At 72.6% G+C, this 15,469-nt stretch carries 20 protein-coding genes; 12 read left to right on the top strand and 8 right to left on the bottom strand.

Translation table 11 applies throughout. The features are described 5' to 3' along the window. Position 1: 1 nt before the first annotated feature. From hisD to ACCP09_RS17005, 4 genes are read left to right on the top strand one after another with little or no spacing between them, the layout of a single operon-like run. A complete protein-coding gene (hisD, locus tag ACCP09_RS17020) occupies positions 2–1,327 on the top strand; it encodes a histidinol dehydrogenase (protein WP_020421837.1) in 1,326 nt (441 codons plus the stop codon). Then, positions 1,324–2,421 (top strand): histidinol-phosphate transaminase, encoded by a 1,098-nt coding sequence (locus ACCP09_RS17015; protein ID WP_378363378.1) that lies wholly within the window; start codon positions 1,324–1,326, stop codon positions 2,419–2,421. The genes hisD and ACCP09_RS17015 overlap by 4 nt, the downstream gene beginning before the upstream one ends. Further along, a complete protein-coding gene (gene hisB / locus ACCP09_RS17010; RefSeq protein WP_017984025.1) occupies positions 2,418–3,017 on the top strand; it encodes an imidazoleglycerol-phosphate dehydratase HisB in 600 nt (199 codons plus the stop codon). The genes ACCP09_RS17015 and hisB overlap by 4 nt, the downstream gene beginning before the upstream one ends. Further along, positions 3,014–3,172 (top strand): hypothetical protein, encoded by a 159-nt coding sequence (locus tag ACCP09_RS17005; RefSeq protein WP_017984024.1) that lies wholly within the window; start codon positions 3,014–3,016, stop codon positions 3,170–3,172. The genes hisB and ACCP09_RS17005 overlap by 4 nt, the downstream gene beginning before the upstream one ends. Here the strand turns inward: ACCP09_RS17005 and ACCP09_RS17000 are convergent. Continuing rightward, positions 3,169–5,346 carry an MMPL family transporter gene (locus ACCP09_RS17000; protein WP_433747774.1) on the bottom strand — a complete coding sequence of 726 codons (2,178 nt, stop codon included), beginning with the start codon at positions 5,344–5,346 and terminating at the stop codon, positions 3,169–3,171. The genes ACCP09_RS17005 and ACCP09_RS17000 overlap by 4 nt on opposite strands. A 184-nt stretch (positions 5,347–5,530) precedes the next feature. Here ACCP09_RS17000 and ACCP09_RS16995 point away from each other — a divergent pair, with 184 nt between their 5' ends. Beyond that, the gene (locus ACCP09_RS16995) at positions 5,531–6,103 is read left to right on the top strand and encodes a TetR/AcrR family transcriptional regulator (protein ID WP_027934817.1); all 573 of its coding nucleotides are present in this window, start codon (positions 5,531–5,533) and stop codon (positions 6,101–6,103) included. Between the two features lies 1 nt (position 6,104). Here the strand turns inward: ACCP09_RS16995 and ACCP09_RS16990 are convergent, their stop codons facing one another. Next, positions 6,105–6,530, bottom strand: coding sequence for a GNAT family N-acetyltransferase (locus tag ACCP09_RS16990; RefSeq protein ID WP_378363380.1), 426 nt, complete (start codon positions 6,528–6,530; stop codon positions 6,105–6,107). 17 nt (positions 6,531–6,547) lie between these two features. Further along, a complete protein-coding gene (locus tag ACCP09_RS16985; protein WP_431904954.1) occupies positions 6,548–7,093 on the bottom strand; it encodes an RNA 2'-phosphotransferase in 546 nt (181 codons plus the stop codon). A gap of 93 nt (positions 7,094–7,186) precedes the next feature. Between ACCP09_RS16985 and ACCP09_RS16980 the strand changes: the two genes are divergently transcribed. Then, a complete protein-coding gene (locus ACCP09_RS16980) occupies positions 7,187–7,528 on the top strand; it encodes a DUF2695 domain-containing protein (RefSeq protein WP_433747769.1) in 342 nt (113 codons plus the stop codon). A 611-nt stretch (positions 7,529–8,139) separates the two neighbouring features. Here the strand turns inward: ACCP09_RS16980 and soxR are convergent. Next, on the bottom strand, positions 8,140–8,601 hold the full coding sequence (gene soxR, locus ACCP09_RS16975; protein WP_020421831.1) for a redox-sensitive transcriptional activator SoxR: 462 nt from the start codon (positions 8,599–8,601) through the stop codon (positions 8,140–8,142). Between the two features lie 52 nt (positions 8,602–8,653). On the opposite strand from soxR, the gene ACCP09_RS16970 reads away from it, so the two are divergent. Beyond that, positions 8,654–9,352, top strand: a complete 699-nt coding sequence (locus ACCP09_RS16970) for a transketolase (RefSeq protein ID WP_123685379.1) — start codon at positions 8,654–8,656, stop codon at positions 9,350–9,352. Between the two features lie 6 nt (positions 9,353–9,358). Beyond that, a complete protein-coding gene (locus ACCP09_RS16965) occupies positions 9,359–10,255 on the top strand; it encodes a transketolase family protein (RefSeq protein WP_433747856.1) in 897 nt (298 codons plus the stop codon). 309 nt (positions 10,256–10,564) lie between these two features. Here the strand turns inward: ACCP09_RS16965 and ACCP09_RS16960 are convergent, their stop codons facing one another. Next, positions 10,565–10,894, bottom strand: a complete 330-nt coding sequence (locus tag ACCP09_RS16960) for a hypothetical protein (protein WP_228685150.1) — start codon at positions 10,892–10,894, stop codon at positions 10,565–10,567. Between the two features lie 109 nt (positions 10,895–11,003). On the opposite strand from ACCP09_RS16960, the gene hisH reads away from it, so the two are divergent. After that, positions 11,004–11,633 (top strand): imidazole glycerol phosphate synthase subunit HisH, encoded by a 630-nt coding sequence (gene hisH / locus ACCP09_RS16955; protein WP_037323030.1) that lies wholly within the window; start codon positions 11,004–11,006, stop codon positions 11,631–11,633. Positions 11,634–11,684: 51 nt separating this feature from the next. Further along, a complete protein-coding gene (gene priA, locus ACCP09_RS16950) occupies positions 11,685–12,425 on the top strand; it encodes a bifunctional 1-(5-phosphoribosyl)-5-((5-phosphoribosylamino)methylideneamino)imidazole-4-carboxamide isomerase/phosphoribosylanthranilate isomerase PriA (protein ID WP_017984015.1) in 741 nt (246 codons plus the stop codon). On the opposite strand, the gene ACCP09_RS16945 is transcribed toward priA, so the two are convergent. Together ACCP09_RS16945 and ACCP09_RS16940 are read right to left on the bottom strand one after the other, a co-directional pair. After that, entirely contained in the window at positions 12,409–12,789 is a 381-nt protein-coding gene (locus tag ACCP09_RS16945) for a PPOX class F420-dependent oxidoreductase (protein ID WP_433747764.1), read from the bottom strand. The two genes, priA and ACCP09_RS16945, sit on opposite strands and share 17 nt — an antisense overlap. 18 nt (positions 12,790–12,807) lie before the next feature. Beyond that, the gene (locus tag ACCP09_RS16940; protein ID WP_433747761.1) at positions 12,808–13,656 is read right to left on the bottom strand and encodes a DMT family transporter; all 849 of its coding nucleotides are present in this window, start codon (positions 13,654–13,656) and stop codon (positions 12,808–12,810) included. A gap of 34 nt (positions 13,657–13,690) precedes the next feature. Here ACCP09_RS16940 and hisF point away from each other — a divergent pair, with 34 nt between their 5' ends. Further along, positions 13,691–14,464, top strand: coding sequence for an imidazole glycerol phosphate synthase subunit HisF (gene hisF / locus ACCP09_RS16935; protein ID WP_027934825.1), 774 nt, complete (start codon positions 13,691–13,693; stop codon positions 14,462–14,464). Beyond that, positions 14,461–14,814, top strand: a complete 354-nt coding sequence (gene hisI / locus ACCP09_RS16930) for a phosphoribosyl-AMP cyclohydrolase (protein ID WP_017984011.1) — start codon at positions 14,461–14,463, stop codon at positions 14,812–14,814. Before hisF ends, hisI begins: the two co-directional genes overlap by 4 nt. Here the strand turns inward: hisI and ACCP09_RS16925 are convergent. Continuing rightward, positions 14,811–15,425, bottom strand: coding sequence for a TetR family transcriptional regulator (locus ACCP09_RS16925; RefSeq protein ID WP_123685383.1), 615 nt, complete (start codon positions 15,423–15,425; stop codon positions 14,811–14,813). The genes hisI and ACCP09_RS16925 overlap by 4 nt on opposite strands. Positions 15,426–15,469 lie beyond the last annotated feature (44 nt).

The raw sequence follows: 15,469 nt of genomic DNA, 5'->3' as shown, positions 1-15,469 counted from the left end.
CATGTTGAACCGCATCGACCTGCGTGGACGCGTGCTGTCCGCCACCGAACTCCGAGCCACGCTCCCGCGTGCCGAGATCGACGTGGACGCGGCGCTGCATCAGGTCCGCCCGGTGGTCGAGGCGGTCCGCGAGCGCGGGGTCGAGGCGGTCCTGGAGTACACCGAGCGGTTCGACCGCGTGCGCCCGGCGAGCGTCCGCGTGCCGCGCGCGGAGATCGAGGCCGCGCTGACCACGCTGGACCCGGCGGTGCGCGCCGCGCTGGAGGAGGCCATCGAGCGCGCCCGCAAGGTGCACGCCGACCAGCGCCGCGCGGACGTGACCACGACGGTCGCCGACGGCGGCACGGTCACCGAGCGCTGGGTGCCGGTCGAGCGCGTCGGCCTCTACGCCCCCGGCGGGCTCGCGGTGTACCCGTCGAGCGTGGTGATGAACGTCGTCCCGGCGCAGGTCGCCGGCGTCGGCTCGCTGGTGCTGTGCTCGCCGCCGCAGGCCGAGTTCGGCGGCAGGCCGCACCCGACGATCCTGGCTGCCGCGGCGCTGCTCGGCGTGGACGAGGTGTGGGCGGTCGGCGGCGCGCAGGCCGTGGCGCTGATGGCCCACGGCGGCACCGACACCGACGGCGCCGAGCTGGTCCCGGTCGACCTGGTCACCGGCCCCGGCAACATCTACCTCACCGCGGCCAAGCGCCTGCTGCGCGGCCTGATCGGCATCGACTCCGAGGCGGGCCCGACGGAGATCGCGATCCTGGCCGACGAGACGGCCGACCCGGTGCACGTGGCGGCCGACCTGGTGAGCCAGGCCGAGCACGACCCGCTCGCCGCGAGCGTCCTGGTCACCACGTCGGAGGAGCTGGCCGACGCCGTGGACCGGGAGCTGGCCGGCCGCGTCGCCGCGACCAAGCACACCGAGCGCATCGGCGAGGCGCTGCGCGGCAAGCAGTCCGGCACGGTGCTGGTGTCCACTGTGGACGAGGGGCTGCGGGTGGTGGACGCCTACGCGGCCGAGCACCTGGAGATCCAGACGGCCGACGCGCGGGCCGTCGCCGCGCGGGTGCGCAACGCAGGCGCGGTGTTCGTCGGCCCGTACGCGCCCGTTTCGCTCGGCGACTACTGCGCGGGGTCGAACCACGTGCTGCCCACCGGCGGGTACGCGCGCCACTCGTCGGGGCTGTCCGTGCAGAGCTTCCTGCGCGGCATCCACGTCATCGACTACAGCGAGGAGGCGCTGCGCGAGGTGGCCGGCAAGGTCGTCGCGCTCGCCAACGCCGAAGACCTGCCCGCACACGGGGAAGCGGTCACCGCCCGCTTCCCGGGAGGAGCCGAGTGAGTTCCGACGACGTCCGACTCGAGGACCTGCCGCTGCGTGAGGACCTGCGGGGCCGCAGCCCCTACGGCGCACCGCAGCTGGACGTCCCGGTCCGACTCAACACGAACGAGAACCCGTACCCGCCGCCGCAGGCCCTGGTCGACGACGTCACCGAGGCCGTCCGCGAGGCCGCCGCGGGCCTGCACCGGTACCCGGACCGCGATGCGAGCGCGCTGCGCCAGGACCTCGCCGCGTACCTGTCCGGCGCGACGGGCGTGCCGCTGACCGAGCGGAACCTGTGGGCCGCCAACGGGTCCAACGAGGTGCTGCAGCAGATCCTGCAGGCCTTCGGCGGTCCCGGCCGCAGCGCGCTGGGCTTCGAGCCGTCGTACTCGATGCACCCGATCATCGCGGCGGGCACCCGCACCGACTGGGTCGCGACGCCGCGGCGGGACGACTTCACGCTCGACACCGAGGCCGCGGCGCGGATCGTCGCCGAACGCAGGCCCGACGTCGTGTTCGTGACCAGCCCGAACAACCCGACCGGCGGCTCGATCCCGTTCGACGAGCTGGAGCTGGTGTTGCGCGCCGCGCCGGGCATCGTAGTGGTGGACGAGGCGTACGCGGAGTTCTCCTCACAGCGCAGCGCCGTCGAGCTGATCGAGGCCTACCCGGCGCAGCTGATCGTGTCGCGCACGATGAGCAAGGCGTTCGCGTTCGCCGGTGGGCGGCTCGGCTACCTCGCGGCCGCCCCGGCGGTCATCGACGCGCTGCAGCTGGTGCGCCTGCCCTACCACCTGTCGGTGCTGACGCAGGCGGCCGCGCGGGCGGCGCTGCGGCACGCGGACGAGACGCTGGCCTCGGTCGCCAAGCTCGCGGCCGAGCGCGAGCGCGTCGTCGAGGGCCTGCTGGGCCTCGGCTTCACGCCGGTGCCCAGCGACGCCAACTTCATCCTGTTCGGCCGCTTCGCCGACGCGCGTGCGAGCTGGCAGGCCTACGTGGACAACGGGGTGCTGATCCGCGACGTCGGCATCGAGGGCCACCTGCGGGTGACCGTCGGCACCCCGGAGGAGAACGACGCCTTCCTGGCGGCGAGCAAGGAGGTCCCGCGGTGAGCCGCGTCGGCAAGGTTTCCCGGACCACGAAGGAGTCCTCGATCACCGTGGTGGTCGACCTGGACGGCACCGGGCAGGTGGAGGTGTCCACCGGGGTTCCGTTCTACGACCACATGCTCAACTCGTTCGGCGTGCACGGCTCGCTCGACCTGAAGGTCGACGCGACCGGCGACATCGAGATCGACGCGCACCACACGGTCGAGGACACCGCGATCGTGCTGGGCCAGGCGATCCGCCAGGCGCTGGGCGACAAGTCGGGCATCCGCCGCTTCGGCGACGCGTGGATCCCGATGGACGAGACCCTCGCGCACGCCGCGATCGACGTGTCCGGCCGCCCGTACTGCGTGCACGTCGGCGAGCCGGAGCAGTTCAACACGTTCACCATCGGCGGCAACTACCCGTTCGTGCTGACCCGGCACGTGTTCGACTCGCTGTCGTTCCACGCGCAGATCGCGCTGCACGTCCGCGTCATCCACGGCCGCGACCCGCACCACATCGCCGAGGCCCAGTACAAGGCCGTCGCGCGTGCGCTGCGGGCGGCCACCGAGCCGGACCCGCGCGCGGGCGGCATCCCGTCGACGAAGGGTGTCCTGTGAGCAAGGAACTGGTCGCCGTGCTGCTGCTGGCGCTCGGCGGCTTCCTGGTCGGCGGCGTGTACAGCACGTGGAAGACGGCCAAGGTGCTCGCGATGCTGTTGCTGGTCGCGGCACTCTTGGCCGTCGGCGGCGCGATCGCCTGGCTGGTGTCCTAGCTCCGCGCGCCTTCCAGTTCGCGGCGCCGCTCGAGGTGCCTGGCGAGGCTCTCGCCCTCCACGTCGACGTTCGGCAGCGCGCGGTGCAGCCACTTCGGGAGCCACCACGCGTGCTTGCCGAGCAGCGACATCACCGCGGGCACGATCGTCATGCGCACCACGAACGCGTCCACCAGTACGCCGAACGCCAGCGCGAACCCGATCGACTGGATCAGCGACAGCTCGGCCGCGATGAACCCGGCGAACACACTGATCATGATCAGCGCCGCCGCGACCACGACCCGGGCGCCGTGCTTGAACCCGCTCACCACGGCGTCGCGGGCATCGGCGCCGTGCACGTAGTCCTCGCGCATCCGGGTCACCAGGAACACCTGGTAGTCCATCGCGAGGCCGAACAGCACACCGATCAGCAGGATCGGCAGCATGCTCATGATCGGGCCGGTCGAGTCGACGCCGAGCAGGTCGGTGAGCCAGCCCCACTGGAACACCGCGACCACCGCGCCGAAGGTCGCCACGACCGAGCCGAGGAAGCCCAGCGTCGCCTTCAGCGGCACGATGATCGACCGGAACACCAGCATCAGCAGCAGGAACGCGAGCCCGACGATGAGGCCGAGGTAGGGCAGCATCGCGCCGGCCAGCTTCTCCGACACGTCGATCTGCAGCGCCGTCTGGCCGGTCACCGACAGCTTCGCGCCGGTGGCGCCGGAGAGGCGGTCGGACTGGTCGCGGATGCTCGCGACGAGCTGTTCGGTCGCCTCGCTGCTCGGGCCGCTCTTCGGGATCACGGTGACCAGCGCGGTGTCGCCGTCGGCGTTGAACTGCGCCTGCGTCACCGCGGCGACGTCCGGCAGGCGCGAGATCGAGTCGGTCGCCTCGGTGGCGGCCAGGCGCGGGTCGGGCGCGTCCGCGGAATCGATGACGACGATCAGCGGGCCGTTGGTGCCCTCGCCGAAGCCCTTGCTGATCAGGTCGTGGGCCTTGCGCTGCGTCGAGTCGGGCGCGGCGGTGGCGTCGGTGGGCAGGCCGAGCTGCATGCTCAGCGCCGGGATCGCGACGACGAGCAGGCCGACCACCGCGGTCACCAGCACCGGGACGCGGTGGCGTCCGACGTACCGGGCCCAGCGCTCGCCCATCGCGGGCTTGCCGTTCGGCTTCGGGCGGGCGTGCTTGCCGACGACCTTGCGGCCGGCGAAGCCGAGCAGCGCGGGCAGCAGCGAGAGGGCGATAAGAACCGCGACGGCGACGGTCCCGGCGGCCGCGACGCCCATCTGGCCGAGGATCGGGATGCCCACGACGGTGAGCCCGACCAGGGCGATGATCACCGTCAGGCCGGCGAACACCACGGCGGAGCCGGCGGTGCCGACCGCGCGCCCGGCGGCCAGTTCCGGATCGTGCCCCTCGGCCAGCTCGTGCCGGTAGCGGGAGACGATGAACAGCGCGTAGTCGATGCCGACGGCGAGGCCGAGCATCAGCGCGAGGATCGGGGTGTTGGAGTTCAGGTCGACGAACCCGGACACGGTCATCACGCCGGCCATGCCGACGCCGACGCCGATGAGGGCGGTCAGCAGCGGCAGCCCGGCGGCGACGATCGAGCCGAAGGTGATCGCCAGGACGATGGCCGCGACGATCACGCCGATGCCCTCGGTGGCCTCCGTGGCGGGCACGCCCTGGATCGCGTCGCCACCGAATTCGACGGTGAAACCGGCGCTCTTGGCCGCGTCGGCGGCTGACTTGAGCGCTTCGCGGTCACTGTCGGTCACGTCGGTGGCCGGGACTTTGTAGCTCACCTGGGCCATGGCGATGCGGCCGTCCGCGGAGATCGTCCTGGCCTGGTACGGATCGGCGACCATCGCGACACCGGGCGCGGTCTTGATCTTGCCGACCAGCTCCTCGACGGTCGCGCGGGCGGCGGGGTCGGTGAGCGCCTGCCCGTCCGGCGCCTCGATCGCCACGCGCGCGGTCGCGTTGCCCGCCGCTGCCTGCGGGAACTTCTCCTTGAGGTGGTCGATGGCCTGCTGCGCCTCGGTGCCCGGGATGGTCACCGAGTTCGACATCTGGCCGGACAGCGTCAGCGCGCCGCCGCCCAGGACGAGCAGAACCGCCGTCCAGACGCTCGCGACGAGCCAGCGCCGGCGGAACGAAAACCGGGCTAGGCGGTAGAGCAGGGTGGCCACGTACTCGGCTCCAATTCAGTCGAGTGACATCCGATCCGGTGATACTCAAGCTAGCCGATCGGCAAGTGGAGCTCCAAGCCGATCGGCTAGTGTGTGACTAGCCGCACGGCTAGCGCCTCAAACGTTTGCCGCAGGATTTCGCGTCGCGTACTCTTCGGCTGCTGACGAGGAGGTTCACCAGTCGATGGCAGCCGTGGCCGGACACGAAGACACCCGTACCCGCCTGCTCGCCACGGCATTGCGGCTGTTCACCGCGCACGGGGTCGAGGGCACGTCGCTGCAGATGATCGCCGACGAGCTCGGCGTCACGAAGGCCGCGGTGTACTACCACTTCAAGACGAAGGACGAGATCACCGAGGCCGTGGTCGAGCCAGGGCTGCGCGAGCTGGAGTCGATCGTCGGGGAGGCGGCGCGGGAGCGCAGGCCGGGCGCCCGGATCGACCACATGCTGGCCGGGTTCGTGGACCTCGTGGTCCGGCACCGGGCGCTGGTCGCGTTGTTCTCCAGCGACCCTGGGGTGGCGCGGGCGCTGGAGAAGCACTTCTTCGGCAAGGAGAGCTGCATGGTCGGGATGATGACGATCCTGAGCGGCCCCGATCCCGATCCGGCGCGGGTGGTCGCCACGCACGCCGCCGTCGCGGGGATCGCGCTGGCCGGCGGTTCGCCCGACCTGGCGCACTACGACGACGACACCCTGCGCGAGTCGCTGCTCGAGGTGGGGCGCAAGCTGCTCGGCCGCCCACGCAGGCGCGCCTGACTCAGGAGAGCGGCAGCGTCAGGCAGGTCGCGGTCTCGGCGAAGCCCAGCCGCTCGAAGTAGCCGGGGATGTGCCTGGCGATGACGTGCACTTCGACGGCCCCGGCGCGCCGTGCCCGCCGGACGACCGCGTCGACGAGCATCCCGCCGATCCCCTGCCCGCGGTGCGCCTGCGCGACCACGAGTTCCAGCAGGTGGCTGACCGGGCCGCCGGCGTGCAGCGACAGGACCCGGGCGGCGAGCACGTAGCCGACGACCTCGCCGTCGCGGTCGGCCACCAGGAAGTCGGTGTCGTCGTAGGTCATCGCCGCGATGAGCTGCTCGTAGTTGTGGTCGAACGCCGTCCGTCGAGGTTGTCCGCCTGCGGACTGGCCCAGCAGGGTGAAGACGGCTACGGCGTCGGTGACATCGGCTGGCCTGATCCGCACCCGTTCATTGTGATCGGTCAGTGACGGCTCAGGTACTGCGGAGGCACCGCACGGGTGAGCCAGACGCCGTTCGCGCTGACCTGGAAGCGGTGGCCGTCGCGGGTCATCGCCGCAGCGTCGACGGCCAGCACGACGGGTTTGCCGTGCCGCGAGCCGACGCGCACGGCGGTCTCGGTGTCACGCGAAAGGTGCACGTCGTGGCGGGAGCGCGGGCGCAGGCCCTCCCGGAGGATGGCGGGCAGGAACCGTTCCGCCGTGCCGTGGAAGAGCGTCGGCGGCGGGTCGGCGTCCGGCAGGCCGAGGTCGACGTCCACGCTGTGCCCCTGGCTGGCCCGGATGAGTGTCCCGGTGTCGTCGAAGGCGAAGCGGCGTTTGTCGTTGCCTGCCACGACTTCGTCGAGTTGCGCGCGGGAGAGCGGAAGCCCGTGGCCGGCGAGCGCGGTGAGCAGTTCGGTGACCGGGACCCAGCCGCCGGGACCGAGGGCCAGGCCGATTTCGCCGGGCCGGTGTCGGAGGTGCCGGGACAGCCGCTTGGACACCCGGATGATCGTTCTTTCGTCCATGTTGTTCCCAGTTGCGCACGATCGGGTGAGGCAGCGCAAGGTTTTTGTCGGAGGCCGCTGGTAGTCAGGGAGCACGAACCGAAGGAGGGTCCGATGACGAACGCCGGCCTGCTCGACGTGTGGACCGAGCCGCAGGAACGGGAATGCCTCGGCTGCTACGTGAGCCGCCTGCTGGCCGATTTCGGCTGCGACGGCACGCTGCGCTGGACGCGGCGCTGGCGTGCCCTGCGTGCCCCAGGTGTTGCGGCGCTCGACCGGCTGTTCCGAAGACACGACGTGAAGTGCGACTGCGGCGCGCCGGCCGCACTCGGCGCCGCGGCATGCTCCGGCGCGCCCCCACCGTGCGCGGGAGTTCGCCGTGGTTCGACAAGGCCCTGCTCGATGTGGGGCCGACCGCCTGACACTCCCGGCGGCGCCCGCGGCTCGCCGACTTGAGCGCCAGCTCCCGTATCGCGGTCGCCGCCTCAAGCCGGCGCCCCGGCACTTCCGATGATTGAGCACCCGTCGTGGCGGCTGCGCGCCGCCCCTGGGAGGCGGTTTGGCTTCGCGCGTGCGTGGCGGCTGCCGAGGCTACCGTCGCCCACCTGTCATCCCCCATGTCGCGGTCACTAGAAGGAGGCGATGGCCCCGGCACTTCCGATGATTGAGCACCGGTCGTGGCGGCTGCGCCCCCCCGGGGAGCGGCTTGGCTTCGCGCGCGTGCCTGGCCGCCGCCGAGACAACCCTGGGAGGCGGGTTTGGCTCCGCGCGCGTCTTGCGGCCGCCGAGGCCATCGGCGCCCACCCGTCAGCCCCCGTATCGCGGTCACCAGAAGGAGGCGATGCCCCGGCACTCCCGAAAGCAAGCACCCATCGCGCCGGCTGCGCGCCACCCTCGCCGGCTGCGCGCCACCCTCGCCGGCTGCGCGCCACTCTCGGCCGGCTGCGCGCCACTCTCGGCCGGCTGCGCGCCACTCTCGGCCGGCTGCGCGCCACTCTCGGCCGGCTGCGCGCCACCCTCGGCCGGCTGCGCGCCACCCTCGGCCGGCTGCGCGCCGCCCTCGCCGACTATGCGCCGCCCTCGGTGGCGGGCTTGAGTCCCCGCGCGCCGGGGCCGTACTGCGCCATCCGGTCGTCGGTGTTGTAGAGCCCGCACACGCGCAGCGACAGGCACCCGCACCCGACGCAACCCGTCAGCCGGTCGCGCAGCCGCTGCAGGGCGTCGATCCGGGCGTCGAGTTCGTCCTGCCACCCGCGGGACAGCCGGGCCCAATCGGCCTTCGTCGGGGCGTGGTCGCGTGGCAGGGTGGACAGCGCGTCGTGGATTTCCTCGAGGCTGAGCCCCACCCGCTGCGCCGCCCGGATGAACGCGATCCGGCGCAGCACCGACCGCGGGTACCGACGCTGGTTCCCGGCCGAGCGCTCGGAGGTGATCAGGCCCCGGTCCTCGTAGAAGCGCAACGCCGTGTGCGGCACGCCGCTGCGCTCCGCGACCTGGCCAATGGTCAGGTGGTCGGCAAGCTTGGTCACGACGCCAGCCTAGCCTTGACTTCAACTTAAGTCGAGGTTGCACGGTCGATGCATGGAGAACACGACCAGGGGGCTGGGCTACGCCGACCTGCCGGCGCTGATCGACGCCATGCGCGGCGACGAGAAGCATTCCGGTGCGGCGGAGTCCACAGTAGATGTGCTGTGGGTGCTGTACGACCGGGTGCTGAACGTGTCGCCGGAGGCGCCGGACGATCCGGCCCGCGACCGGTTCCTGTTGTCGAAGGGCCACGGGCCGATGGCCTACTACGCGGTCCTGGCCGCCAAGGGGTTCCTCGACCCCGCGGAACTGGCCGGCTGGGCGGGCAGCGAGTCACGGCTGGGCTACCACCCGGACCGGACGCTCGTGCCCGGCGTGGAGATCTCCAGCGGGTCGCTGGGGCACGGGCTCGCGCTCGGCGTCGGCATGGTGTTCGGGCTGCGCGCGCAGGGACTTACCGAACCGAAGGTGGTGGTGCTGACCGGGGACGCCGAGCTCGACGAGGGCTCCAACCACGAGGCGATCGCGCTCGCCGGACGGGCGTCGATGGCCCAGCTGACCGCGGTGGTGGTCGACAACCAGTCGGCGACGCACGGCTGGCCGGGTGGCATCGCGGAGCGCTTCGCCGTCGAGGGCTGGGCCACGCGCACGGTCGACGGCCGCGACCACGACGCGTTGCACGCCGCGTTCACCACACCGCACCCGGACCGGCCGCTGTGCGTGGTCGCCGTCGTCGAACCGAAGGGGAGCTGAGCCGTGATCGGAATGCGGGACGCCTTTCTGTCCACAATGGAACAGGTGCTCGACGAGGACCCGCGGGTCGCGGTCGTGCTGGCCGACATCTCCGCGGCTGCGCTGGAAGCCGCCCGGCGCCGGCACCCGGACCGGGTCATCAACGTCGGCATCCGGGAGCAGGCGCTGATCGGCGTCGCGGGCGGGCTGGCGCTGACCGGGATGCGGCCCGTGGTGCACACGTTCCCGTCGTTCCTCGTGGAGCGGCCCTACGAGCAGGTCAAGCTGGACCTGACCCACCAGGGCGCGGGCGCGGTGCTCGTCTCGTGGGGCGGTTCGTACGACATGCCGACCGCCGGCCGCACCCACCAGTCGCCTGCGGATGTCGCGCTCATCGACGCCATCCCGGGCTGGACCGTGCACGTGCCGGGGCATCCGGACGAGGCGGTGCCGCTGCTGCGCGAGGCGCTGCCCGGTGACGGCACGGTGTACCTGCGCCTGAGCGGCCAGTCGAACGCGCGCCCGCGCCCGGGGCCGGGCATGCAGGTGGTGCGCCAGGGTGGGCGCGGGGTCGTGCTGGCGGTCGGCCCGATGCTGGACCGCGTGCTGGCCGCGGCCGAGGACATGGACGTGACGGTGCTCTACGCGAAGACCGTCCGCCCCTTCGACGCCGAGACCCTACGCGCGGCCGTGGCCAGGACCGGGGTGGCGGACGTCGTGCTGGTCGAGCCGTACCTGGCAGGCACGTCGGCCCACCAGGTCAGCGAGGCCCTCGTGGAGGTCCCGCACCGCCTCCGGGCACTCGGCACCCGCCGGGACGCGGAGGTGCGCAGGTACGGCGAGGTCACCGACCACGACCTCGCGCACGCCCTCGACGAGGCGAGCATCGCGGCCGCCCTGAAGGCCTTCCTGCGCCCGAACTGAACGGACGCGGTGGAGGCCCGGAGCCACCCGGCGAATTTCACCCACCCGGGGCAGGCTGGGACGTGCGGCACGTCACCCCAGCGCCGCCGAGGGGGCACACCGCATCGCGGGCCGTCCGGAGGCCGCCTGCGGCACGAGTGGCCCGGCTTGCACTGGCGGCCGGGCGGGGAGGGCAGCTGAAGACCGCTGTGCGAGGGCGCTCGCACCGGCCCCACGGCCGATGGCGCCGCGCTCCCCGCAGCACGGGAAGCGCCGCCGTGGGACGCCGGTGCAGTGCCTCCGCGAGGACATGCCGGAGAACCTGCCGGTTCAATCGCCTCCCGGGGTGTGTTCCGGCAGCAGCCGGCACAGCGCCTCGGCGCTCACCTGCAGGTCTTCGGCTGCCGCGGCGGCCTGTTCCAGCTTGCTGCGGATCGTCTGGAACGCGAGCAGCCCCAGTTCGTGCTCCCGCTCCCGCAGCACCGGGCACGCCCGCAGGTCGTCGAGCACACGCGTCACCGCCGTGGCGAGAGTGGTCAGCCCTTCGAGCAGCTCGCGCACCTCGTCCGGGCCCAGCAGACCGCTCTCCAGCTCGTCCAGCGTCTTGGCCAGCTCCCTGGCCCGCTCACCGGACCCGTGGGCTTCGCTCTGCGACGACATCGTCACTCCCTACCGCGGCGCCCTCCCGCAGCCTTCCCCCGCCTGCCGCAATCAAACGCCTCCGAGCCGCCCGGCGGAACCACCCGTGCGAAGCCTCTAGACTGGTCAGGTGGCTCGCGTCGTGATTCTGGACTACGGATCGGGGAACCTGCGCTCCGCCGAGCGCGCCGTGCGGCGCGTCGGCGCCGAGGTCGAGGTGACGGCCGACCCGCATGCGGCGCTGGAAGCCGACGGCCTCGTCGTCCCCGGCGTCGGCGCCTACGCGGCCTGCATGGCGGGCCTGCTGTCCGTGGGCGGGGAGAAGATCATCGGCAGCCGTCTCGCCGGCGGGCGTCCCGTCCTGGGCATCTGCGTCGGCATGCAGATCCTGTTCGAGCGCGGCGTCGAGCACGGCGTGGAGACCGAGGGCACCGGCGAGTGGCCCGGCACGGTCGACCGCCTGCACGCCGACGTCGTCCCCCACATGGGTTGGAACACCGTCCGCGCGCCCGAGGACTCGCAGCTGTTCGCCGGCCTCGACGCCGACGCGCGGTTCTACTTCGTGCACTCCTACGCCGCCCGCAGCTGGCAGCTCGACTCCGGCCTGCCCGGCCAGCAGCCCAAGGTGACGTGGGCGCACCACGGCGAGGACTTCGTCGCGGCCGCGGAGAACGGCCCGCTGTGGGCGACCCAGTTCCACCCGGAGAAGTCCGGCGACGCGGGCGCCCACCTGCTGGAGAACTGGCTGCGCAGCCTCTGACCGGCCCCACCCTCCGGGCACCTGGGCGCCGTTGCTCCTTATAGTGGCCGCGTGACGTTCACCCTCCTTCCCGCCGTCGATGTGGCCGATGGCCAGGCCGTGCGTCTCGTCCAGGGCGAGGCGGGCACGGAAACCTCCTACGGCAGCCCGCTCGACGCGGCGCTCGCCTGGCAGCGGGACGGCGCGGAGTGGATCCACCTCGTCGACCTCGACGCCGCATTCGGCAAGGGCGACAACAAGGAACTGATCGCCCGCGTGGTCGGCGAGCTGGACGTGCAGGTCGAGCTGTCCGGCGGCATCCGCGACGACGCGTCGCTGGAGGCCGCGCTCGCCACCGGGGCGCGCCGGGTGAACCTGGGCACCGCGGTGCTCGAAGATCCGGAGTGGACCGCGAAGGTCGTCGCCACCTACGGCGACCGCGTCGCGATCGGTCTCGACGTGCGCATCACCGAGGACGGCCACCGGCTCAAGGGCCGCGGCTGGACCAGCGACGGCGGCGACCTGTGGGAGGTCCTGGAGCGCCTGGACCGGGACGGCGCCTCGCGCTACGTGGTCACCGACGTCAGCAAGGACGGCACGCTCAAGGGCCCGAACCTGGACCTGCTCGCGGAGGTCGCCGCCCGCACCGACGCGCCGGTGATCGCCTCCGGCGGCGTGTCCAGTTTGGACGACCTGCGCGCGCTGGCCGGCCTCGCCGCCGACGGTGTCGAGGGCGCCATCATCGGCAAGGCCCTCTACGCGGGCGCGTTCACGCTGCCGCAGGCCCTGGAAGCGGTCAGCCCCCGAGTTTGATCGCCAGACCGATCGTCTTCTGGCGGCCCCGCAGCCTGCTGAAGAACATCGTCACCTGACCGACCACCCCGTACTTGCGCGCGATGGCCGAGCGCGCCCGCTCGGTGGCCGCGTCGTCCAGGAGCCGGGCCTGCCCGGTCACCACCGGCCCGTGGGTCTCGCGGCCGCGGAAGTCGCAGCCCTGCAGCGTGACCTCGGGGTTGTTGCGGATCCGCTTGATCTTGCCCGCCGTCCGGTCGCTCCACACGACGATCTCGCCGTCGTGCCCGGCGGCCCACACCGGGGTCGGCACGGGCGTGCCGTTCTTGCGGAACGTCGTCAGCAGGAGGTACTTCTCGGCGGCGATGCGCTCGAAATCCGACATGCCCCAACGGTAGCGTGATCAGCGCGGCACTGGTGTCCGCTGTGGACTGTCGACCTCGCCGAACCGGGCCAGCGCCAGCGCCGCCGCCACCGCGACCACGAACCCGGCCACGGCCACCGGCGCGAACCCGGCGCGCGTCGAATCGCCCAGCAGGACCACGCCGATCAGCGACGGAACCACGGTCTCGCCGACCACCATCAGCGCGGTGGCCGTCGTGACGCTGCCGCACTGCAGGGCCGAGGCGTAGAACAGCATCGCGAGCACCCCGGCCGCGGCGAGGGCGTACGCGGCGGGATCGGTCAGCACCGCGGTCACGCCCGTCGCGTCCAGGACGCGCCCGGCCAGTGCGACCACGCCGAAGCACAACCCGGAGACCAGCCCAAGCGCCGGCGTGCGGACGTGCTCGGGAGCGCGCCCGACGGTCCAGCCCGCGGTGGCCAGCAACGCGACGGCCACGAGCAGGCCGACGTGGAACGCCGTGCCCACCGGCGCGGAACCCTCGCTCCGCGCGGACACGCCGAGCAGCGCCAGCCCGGCGCACACCAGCGCGATCGCGCCCCACTCCCGGCCGGACAGCCGCACGCCTAGCGTGAGCGCCGCCACGGCCGTAACGGCGAGGCTCGCCGCGAGCGCGGCCTGCACCACGAACAGCGGCAGCACCCGCAACGCCGCCAGCTGCGCCACGAACCCCACGACGTCCAGACCGAGCCCGAGCACGTACCGCCACTGCCGCAGCACGCGCACGAGCAGCCGCGGGTCCACCCCGGACCCGCCGTCGTCCACCGCGCGGGCCGCGACGGCCTGAAGCACGGACGCGACCCCGTAGGCGACCGCGGCGGCCACCGCGCACAGCAACCCCCACCACACCCACGCCACTCTAGGGAACATCTACCCTGGTGGCATGGGTGTAGCGGTCAGGGTGATCCCGTGTCTGGACGTCGACGCGGGCCGGGTGGTGAAGGGCGTCAACTTCGCCGACCTCAGGGACGCCGGCGATCCGGTCGAACTGGCGCGGGCCTACGACGCGGAGGGCGCCGACGAGCTGACCTTCCTCGACGTGACCGCATCCTCGGGCAACCGCGAGACCACTTTCGACGTGGTCCGGCGCACGGCCGAGCAGGTGTTCATCCCGCTGACCGTCGGCGGCGGTGTGCGCGCCTGCGACGACGTCGACCGCCTGCTGCGCGCGGGCGCGGACAAGGTGAGCATCAACACGGCGGCGATCGCCCGCCCCGAGCTGCTGCGCGAGGCCTCCCGCCGCTTCGGCGCGCAGTGCATCGTGCTGTCGGTCGACGCGCGGCGCGTGCCGGAGGGGTCGGAGCCGACGCCGTCCGGGTTCGAGGTGACCACCCACGGCGGCCGCCGCGGCACCGGCATCGACGCGGTCGAGTGGGCCCAGCGTGGCGAGGAGCTGGGCGTCGGCGAGATCCTGCTGAACTCGATGGACGCCGACGGCACCAAGGCCGGCTTCGACCTGGAGCTGATCGAGAAGACCCGCAAGGTCGTCACCGTGCCGGTGATCGCCAGCGGGGGAGCGGGCGCGGTCGAGCACTTCCTGCCCGCGGTCCGGGCCGGGGCGGACGCCGTGCTCGCCGCCAGCGTGTTCCACTTCGGACAGTTGAAGATCGGCGCGGTCAAGGACGCCCTGCGCGCCGGTGGGGTCGAGGTCCGGTGAGCCTGGCACCCGAGCTGGCCCAGCGGCTCAAGCGCACCGCCGACGGCCTGGTGTGCGCGGTCGTGGTCGACCACGCGACCTCCGACGTGCTGATGGTGGCCTGGATGAACGACGAGGCGCTGGAGCGCACGCTGACCACGCGCCGCGGCACGTACTTCTCGCGCAGCCGCCAGGAGCTGTGGGTCAAGGGCGAGACGTCCGGGCACGTGCAGCACGTGCGCGAGGTCCGCCTCGACTGCGACGCGGACACGCTGCTGGTGCGCGTCGACCAGACGGGCCCCGCCTGCCACACCGGCACCCGCACCTGCTTCGACGGTGCGGACCGCCTGCTGCTGGCCGACGACGCCTAGTCGATGTCGCCGGTCAGGTAGCGCTGCAACGTCGGGCCGACGGCCGCCGCCAGGGTTTCGATGTCCGTGGTCGAGAACGGCTCGAACTTCGCCACGTACCGGGCCATCCCCATGCCGACCATCTGCGACGCGCACAGCGTCGCGCGCAGCTCCGGCCGGTCCGGCGACACCCGGCTGACCACGTTCTCCAGCACGTGCCGGATCAGGAAGTCCTTGAGGCTCAACGCGGCCTGGTCGTGGCTGGCGATGCTGCGCACCAGCGCCGGGAACGCGCCGCCCTCGGTCGCGTCCCACACCGTCAGGAACCGCCGCACGATCCGCTTCCCGAGCTCGTCCACCGGGCCGTCCAGGAGCTGCGACAGGAGCTCGACCGGGTCGAACGGCAGCTGCAGCACGGCCTGCGCGAACAGGCCCTCCTTGCCGCCGAACCAGTGGTTCACCATGGCCGCGTCGACACCGGCGCGGGCGGCGATCGCGCGCACGGTCGCGCCCTCGTAGCCGCTTTCACTGAAGACCTCGCGCGCGGCGGCCACGAGCGCGGCCCGGGTGTCCTGGCCGCCGGGCCGGCGGCCGCGCCGCTTGGCGGGCGTAGGCTGTTCCGCGGTGCTCACCCCTCCATCATGACTCGGGCAGAACCAAAATTCAACAGAGTCTG

The organism is Amycolatopsis sp. 3B14, from assembly GCF_050958625.1.
Taxonomy (GTDB): Bacteria; Actinomycetota; Actinomycetes; order Mycobacteriales; family Pseudonocardiaceae; genus Amycolatopsis_E; species Amycolatopsis_E thermoflava.
The sequence above is the reverse complement of the archived record's forward strand: the minus strand, read 5'-3'. Positions and strand labels throughout refer to the sequence as shown.